This is a genomic window from Xenorhabdus griffiniae, assembly GCF_001028135.1.
GTDB lineage: Bacteria > Pseudomonadota > Gammaproteobacteria > Enterobacterales > Enterobacteriaceae > Xenorhabdus > Xenorhabdus bakwenae.
This window is the reverse complement of record NZ_LDNM01000180.1, coordinates 1-6,115: the sequence shown is the minus strand read 5'-3', so window position 1 is coordinate 6,115 and position 6,115 is coordinate 1. Positions and strand designations below refer to the sequence as shown.

9 protein-coding genes are annotated in these 6,115 nt (G+C 39.3%); 1 reads left to right on the top strand and 8 read right to left on the bottom strand.

Annotation, left to right across the window (positions count from 1 at the left end; genetic code table 11):
* Positions 1-233 precede the first annotated feature (233 nt).
* Positions 234-410 (top strand): hypothetical protein, encoded by a 177-nt coding sequence (locus tag AAY47_RS22160; protein WP_160300223.1) that lies wholly within the window; start codon positions 234-236, stop codon positions 408-410.
* Positions 411-541: 131 nt separating this feature from the next.
* On the opposite strand, the gene AAY47_RS19520 is transcribed toward AAY47_RS22160, so the two are convergent.
* The 8 genes from AAY47_RS19520 to AAY47_RS20200 all read right to left on the bottom strand — a co-directional run bounded on the left by AAY47_RS19520 (position 542) and on the right by AAY47_RS20200 (position 5,847).
* A complete protein-coding gene (locus AAY47_RS19520; RefSeq protein WP_047772034.1) occupies positions 542-1,279 on the bottom strand; it encodes a PP2C family protein-serine/threonine phosphatase in 738 nt (245 codons plus the stop codon).
* Entirely contained in the window at positions 1,276-2,046 is a 771-nt protein-coding gene (locus AAY47_RS19515; RefSeq protein ID WP_047772032.1) for a serine/threonine-protein kinase, read from the bottom strand. Before AAY47_RS19515 ends, AAY47_RS19520 begins: the two co-directional genes overlap by 4 nt.
* 111 nt (positions 2,047-2,157) lie before the next feature.
* The gene (locus AAY47_RS21520) at positions 2,158-2,562 is read right to left on the bottom strand and encodes a lysis protein (protein ID WP_053014365.1); all 405 of its coding nucleotides are present in this window, start codon (positions 2,560-2,562) and stop codon (positions 2,158-2,160) included.
* A gap of 252 nt (positions 2,563-2,814) precedes the next feature.
* Complete coding sequence (locus AAY47_RS19505) at positions 2,815-3,081, bottom strand: helix-turn-helix domain-containing protein (RefSeq protein ID WP_038251699.1); 267 nt, start codon at positions 3,079-3,081, stop codon at positions 2,815-2,817.
* Positions 3,082-3,106: 25 nt separating this feature from the next.
* Positions 3,107-3,322: a hypothetical protein gene (locus AAY47_RS22155; protein WP_152911283.1), complete on the bottom strand. Its 216-nt coding sequence runs from the start codon at positions 3,320-3,322 to the stop codon at positions 3,107-3,109.
* A 972-nt stretch (positions 3,323-4,294) separates the two neighbouring features.
* Complete coding sequence (locus AAY47_RS19500; protein WP_047772029.1) at positions 4,295-5,365, bottom strand: UvrD-helicase domain-containing protein; 1,071 nt, start codon at positions 5,363-5,365, stop codon at positions 4,295-4,297.
* Positions 5,358-5,510: a hypothetical protein gene (locus AAY47_RS22150; protein WP_160300222.1), complete on the bottom strand. Its 153-nt coding sequence runs from the start codon at positions 5,508-5,510 to the stop codon at positions 5,358-5,360. Before AAY47_RS22150 ends, AAY47_RS19500 begins: the two co-directional genes overlap by 8 nt.
* 52 nt (positions 5,511-5,562) lie before the next feature.
* Positions 5,563-5,847, bottom strand: coding sequence for an ATP-dependent endonuclease (locus AAY47_RS20200; protein WP_053460651.1), 285 nt, complete (start codon positions 5,845-5,847; stop codon positions 5,563-5,565).
* Positions 5,848-6,115: the final 268 nt, after the last annotated feature.

Here is a 6,115-nt window from a genome sequence, read left to right as displayed (position 1 = left end):
GGCTAATTAGATCACGTTATTAACCCTTATTCAATAGGTGTTAAAAAGTATGCTCGCGCCCTGGTAGGAACGGGGTGGCAGCATGGGTTATTTCTGTAGCCACTCAGAGAATGGACACAGAAATATTTACTTTAGTTTCAGAGAGTAACTAATTGTTAAGCATTATTCGCTTGTTATTGTATGGAAATGGGTTTAATGGTCTTTGTTGTAATCAGCAAAATAGGGTGAATAAAATGAAAAAATATCTTCTTCTTTGCCTGTTGGCGGGTTCGGCTATTCTACCGCTGCAAACTTACGCCAATATTTCCAGTGCTTCCTTGGGGGATCCTTTAGATCCTATTTGCGTGTTAATCCCTGTGTTGCCATGGTGCAATGTAGTTCCTCCTGTTCCGGTAAACCCGCCAAATTAACCAATTTGAACATACTAATAAATCGAGTCGGACGGTAACATTCTTGCCGTCCTCTCGTAATGACACTGCGTCCTAACATACTCCTGCCACCCCAGTATCATTTGCTCTGAGGTGGTGAGGTGAAGCATCACTCATGAAATCTTAAAACTAGCCGCTACCAATGAGTAATCATCAATCGGCGTGGCTTTTTCAATTCGTTTTTGCAAACTGGAAGCAAATCTAACTGGATTACGCAGTGTGTTATCTGAAAATCTAGGTCGTTTTTCCCAGAAGTGATGTGCACCATCAGACATAATGTATATATCTAATACATCTTCATCACCAACAAGCTCAGAAAGAGAGAAATGTAACTCCTGATAATCCACATCAATTACTTTTGAAAGAGCTGACGTTAATGTATTTTTTCCCCCCATACCCTCCAATTCTTTCTTTGTGAACAATCCCTCATTAATCAATTTTTGATGCTGAGTATGATCTGTCGATAACTGAACTAGCTTCCTGCCTCTTCTTACATAAATTCTTGTGTCACCTACATGTCCGATATGCAAACTATTCTGATTAATGTAGCAGAATGTCAGTGTTGTTGCGGCTCTATGGAGAGTAGCGTTGCTTTCAGAGAGCTTGGATATATCCTTTTTTATTGCAGAAAACACTTTCCCAATATTTAAATCACCTTCAATGTTGAAATTTGAAAGATGATTTACGGACGTCTGTGAAGCCTCTTTTGCTCCATCATATGACCCAACTCCATCAGCTACAGCCATAATATATCCATTACCTGCAATCTTAGGCGGCATAACGGAGTCTTGATTATCCCTCATAGCACTTTTCCCCAAGGAAAATAGGCCACAACTCAATAAGGTCATCATTGGTTATTCTCCCGAATGATTTTCTCAAAATCTATTAACATGTCCGCAACTGAGTTATATCTACTTGCAGGCTTATAAGCTGTGCTTTTAAGAATGAAATCATCCATTCCTCTCAGTTGACCTATGCTAAATCGATCAATGATTGCACCAAGGGCGTAGATATCTGTCTTTTCATCATAAAATCCTTCCTGAGCTTCAGGCGCCATATAACCATCAGTTCCCATTTTAACGGCAAAGTTAGTTAATACCTCAGACTCTTCTTTCTTATTTGAGTTTTTTACCAAGCCAAAGTCTGAAACTTTATAAGTACCATCTGGAAATCTAAGGATATTCGCGGGCTTCAAATCCCTATGCAAGTATCCTTTTTCCTCATGCATATACTTAACCCCTTTAAGTATCATCGATATAATATTCAGTTTTTCTGATACTTCTAACTGACCTATACAAAACTCACGGTTTAAATCATTCTCTGCAAGATCACTAATAAACCAAGGACTATTGACGGATAAATGGTGAATGTAAATCGGGGCTATATTTGAATGATTACAAGAAGCCTGATAGATGGCTTCTCTGCGAAATCTACGCGTCCATTCCTCGATTGTGAAAATTTTAAGCAGATCTTTATTAGTTATTGATAGTGTTTTTTTAGCATAGTTACCACATTTCCTATTATCAAGGCTGTAAAGCTCCACCTCTTCTACATACCCGAAACCACCTTTCCCAATCACTCGTACTGGTTTTATAAAATAATTACCGCGTCTTTCCATATTGTTATCCTTTGCGCATTTTGTCTTTCTATAAGCTAAAATCTACTAGCAAAGAATGAGATACTCCATAATTTCTTATTGAAACAATTAGCGAGCAATTACTTTATTTTTTCATCGACACTGACTCCCAACATATTCCTGCAAATATCTTAATTTTGCCCGGTCGTTGATGATGCCTTCTCGGATATCGAGAACAGTTGATCCAGTTTCTCCAGTGAGTTCGACGGTTCCTGCATCGCCCACGCTACCGGAGGTAATGGTTTCAGACACAGGACAGGCGGCTTTGATGCGCAGCTTGCGACGACCAGCGGCAACATCAGCCCGCAAAGTATCGATTTCAGTCTTGGCATTGGCGAGTTCCTGAGTGTGTCGGGTGTCAAGTTCATGCAGCATGTCAATGTGCGTGTTCTGGTAGGTGATAGTGTCGGTTAGTTGCTGGATTTCAGTTGCTTGATCGCTATTGATGCCGAGCTGTTTCTTATAGCCAGAGCGGGGAGGAGAGCGCAATACTGGCATGTTAACATATTAATATTTAATAAATTAATTTTATTAAAAAACTAACATACCCCCAGTTGTACCCCCACATTATTTTGCTACATCAAGTCTGGTAGTTTTTACGTGGAAATTAGGTTTATAACTTTTTAATCATAACGTTAAAGCAAAAAAGCCATGAGATTTGGAAATGGTCAAATTTGGCTGCCATTTCACGCTCAAGGCTTCATATAAACATTTATCATTTTTACGAACTGGATCACAAATTAAAACGGGTTATTCCTGAGGTTTATCACGAACCTTACGCTCAATTAACTGACCATACATATCAAAGTAACGGCTAGGCCAAATTTCAGAGGGATGTATACCGAGATAATCTGCGATTATCCATTCACCTTTAGGCCAAGGACGACTGAGAGTGTTTGCCAGTGTAGATGAACTGAGTCCCGACTCACGAGAAACAGCAGCTAAAGTTGTACCACGTTTACGCAATGCAGCAATTATATCGGCTTGATGCCAATCATTTTTAACATTGTTATTCATTCCTGCTATCCCTTCCATTAATTGATCATTGATGGTGGTGATTCAAGGCAGGGTTAGCAGACCGGGTAACTATGACCGGCGAGGCCGAAGCCTCCCCTACCTGAATCACCATTGAAAGGGCGAATGCAGGCACACTGGTAAAACTTCTTACCAGTGTATAGTTACACAAGGCTGCTAAACCTTGACCATTGGTATTTGCCAATGGCGGGAATACTTTAACTGATTGTATTATCAGACTCAATAACCGAACAGCTAAGTTTAACGATTATAAAACTATTCAACATAACGGACAGCGATCCGAATTTTTAATTCCCCAATCAGTCAGTTCATTAATTTTCTTGCTTATTACCTGACAACATGCAATCTCTGGCGCGCGACAATTCGGACAGAATAGAAAATATCTACTTTGCCCTTGACGAATATCTGTGCGCCAGAGTGAACGCAAGTTGAGGTATTGCGGGGTATCGGTTGAGTACTCAGTACTGCCGCCTGCATTTGCAGGTCATCCCCACCGGCATAAAGCCAGCCTCGATATCGTCAATCTCTCCTTTTTCAATCTATAAAAAGCAGTGTCAGATTCACTACGTAGTTAATCAGGCTAGAGCCTGTCAGGGTTGCATTGTTCTTTGGCTGCGGCGTCACTTTCAGCGGTAACCCGCAAAAAGTGACGCCTTGAGTTCTGTAAATAGTTAGCAAAAATCGTGCGAACGTTGAAGCGCCATCAGACACAGCAAAACGCCGTAAGGTTAAATGTCAAACAGTAGTCATGTTAATGGATTAGCTGTAGAAAAATTGTCTGTTGAATAATTCAAATAGAGATAGATAAAAGTATGAACGGATGCGCAAAAACTATCCGGTTGTTCATTGAAGATAAATAGGATTTATGTTGATTTGAAATGCCAGTGTATGAACCCACGCTCAATACACTTCGGTAACCAGATAAAGATATCCTTTTGGGTTATCTATTAGTTTAAGAGACCTTCATTGCCAGACGAGGGTTTAGGTGTCTTGACAATATCTGCTTCCAAAGGTGGGCAGATGTACCGCAATTCTAGCTCTCTCTTTCAGGCTACGAGAGTTTTGTTGCCATTACAGCTATGTGACCATCTATGATGGTGATTGAGCAGAATCAGATTATCGAATTATATTAGGTATAGCAATAAGAAAATCAATGCACCTATTGTTTTGAACATTGAAATACTGTCCCTGTGTGCTAAGGCTGCCAATAAGGAAGAGAGGATTCACCTGGATTATCAATCACGATTGCGACACTTTGTCTTGCACGTGTTACAGCTACATAAAAACTAGCAGCAGGAGTTGGTGCAAGATATTCACCTTTCTGTATAAATTTAGAGATACCATCAGTTGGTAAAATTAATACCCTTTCAAAGGTAGCTCCTTTTGATATTTTAAAATTCAAAAAATCAAAATAAAACTCTTTACCTGAACTAACCGAGTGGCGAAGGCATTGCGGATTGAACTGCTCTACATAAGATGCAGCATGTTTTTTCTGAACAAGAAATACTCCATCATGCCCCGTAATAGTTACGTTCATTGATTCTGTAACCGGAAATTTCCAATTTGGGTTGAAAATAGTGTCAGAAAAAACAGCTATATTTTCATGGCAACGCCATGTTTTCGAGTTTTCTACAATATCAAGAAGACCTTTATCTTGCCGCTCTCTAAACCAGTTTATTATTTCAGCATAAGCATACTGTTTGTTCTTAGAACTACGAGGGTTAGTGGAAAGTACAGACTGGCGAATATCTCCAACCATTCGTACATCAATTGATGATGAAAGTAATATATCGATAATTTCCCAATCATGACCACTCAAATCCTGAACCTCATCGATCAAAATTTCATCGTAAAGGCATTCTAAGCGATATAACAATGCTCCTTTACTATCTGAGATCAGTTCATGAGCAAGACGTCCAAGTTCACAGGCATAAATAGCGCCTTTAGAATCCATAAAACGACTTATCCCTTTTGCCATTCGAGCAGGTCGAGCATCAAAATGGAACCCTTGAACACGTTTATGAGGAAATTTAAATGGCAAAAAAGGCTTAGCAAAATGGCGAAGCAAAAATGTATACCACCCTAGCACTTCTATTCCTTGATGATCTCCCGCATAAACAGAAAGACGATGACGTAATTCATGCTGATTTCTCTGAGTATAGGTTAATACGAGTACATGCTTGCTTTTAGGAAGATCAGAGCAATATTCAACAATGCCTTGAGTTTTTCTAGATCCAGCAACAGCAAGAGTTAATTGATTATTCATAAATAAATTTTACAGCCTCTTGGATATAAGCAGGTGCTACAATAGTTATCTCAGAGCTAGCAATACGCAAAGCACCTTCCGTTTTTTCTCGTTTCATCCAAATTCCCAAATCTGCGGCTGGAGTAATACCAAGAATTTTACGCATTATAGATTCATCATTGTGTGCTATTAGTTGTGGCTCTAGCGTCTTACCATACTCAATATTGCCAATAAACAACTCTCTTCGTCCTTTTTTTTAGCCAATTTTCTATCGGTTTTTGTAACTCAGATGGATCAATACCATCATTATCACGGAGAGCAGCAACTGGTTTGTCTAATGCCGCACATAGCTCTAAACACCTACCAAGAGATAATCCCCTCATGCTTATTACATCAATGCCAAGCTCCATAGGACGCTTACCATAATTATCCCTAAATATCCGTTCGAAAATGATTTCATCAGAAGGCCCTTCTACAAGAACTATTTTGTGTGCAAGAACCATTCGGAGTGTGTCATAGCCGGGAAGCTTCTGAAAATAAAAAATAGTCTCTGGACTAAGAGAAGATATTTTACTTATAGCATTACAACCAACTAATATCAGAGCATCCAATCCTAATCGGTTCAGAACAAAAGTACTGTGAGTAGTAATAAATAATTGTTGTTGTTCACTCGCTAATGATTCTATACGTGAAAGAAGGGTAGTTAAGCCAGGGCAAGATCACGAATGTTTTTTAGTCAAAAATAAACAGGTTGCTTCGAGTAAAGAGCTG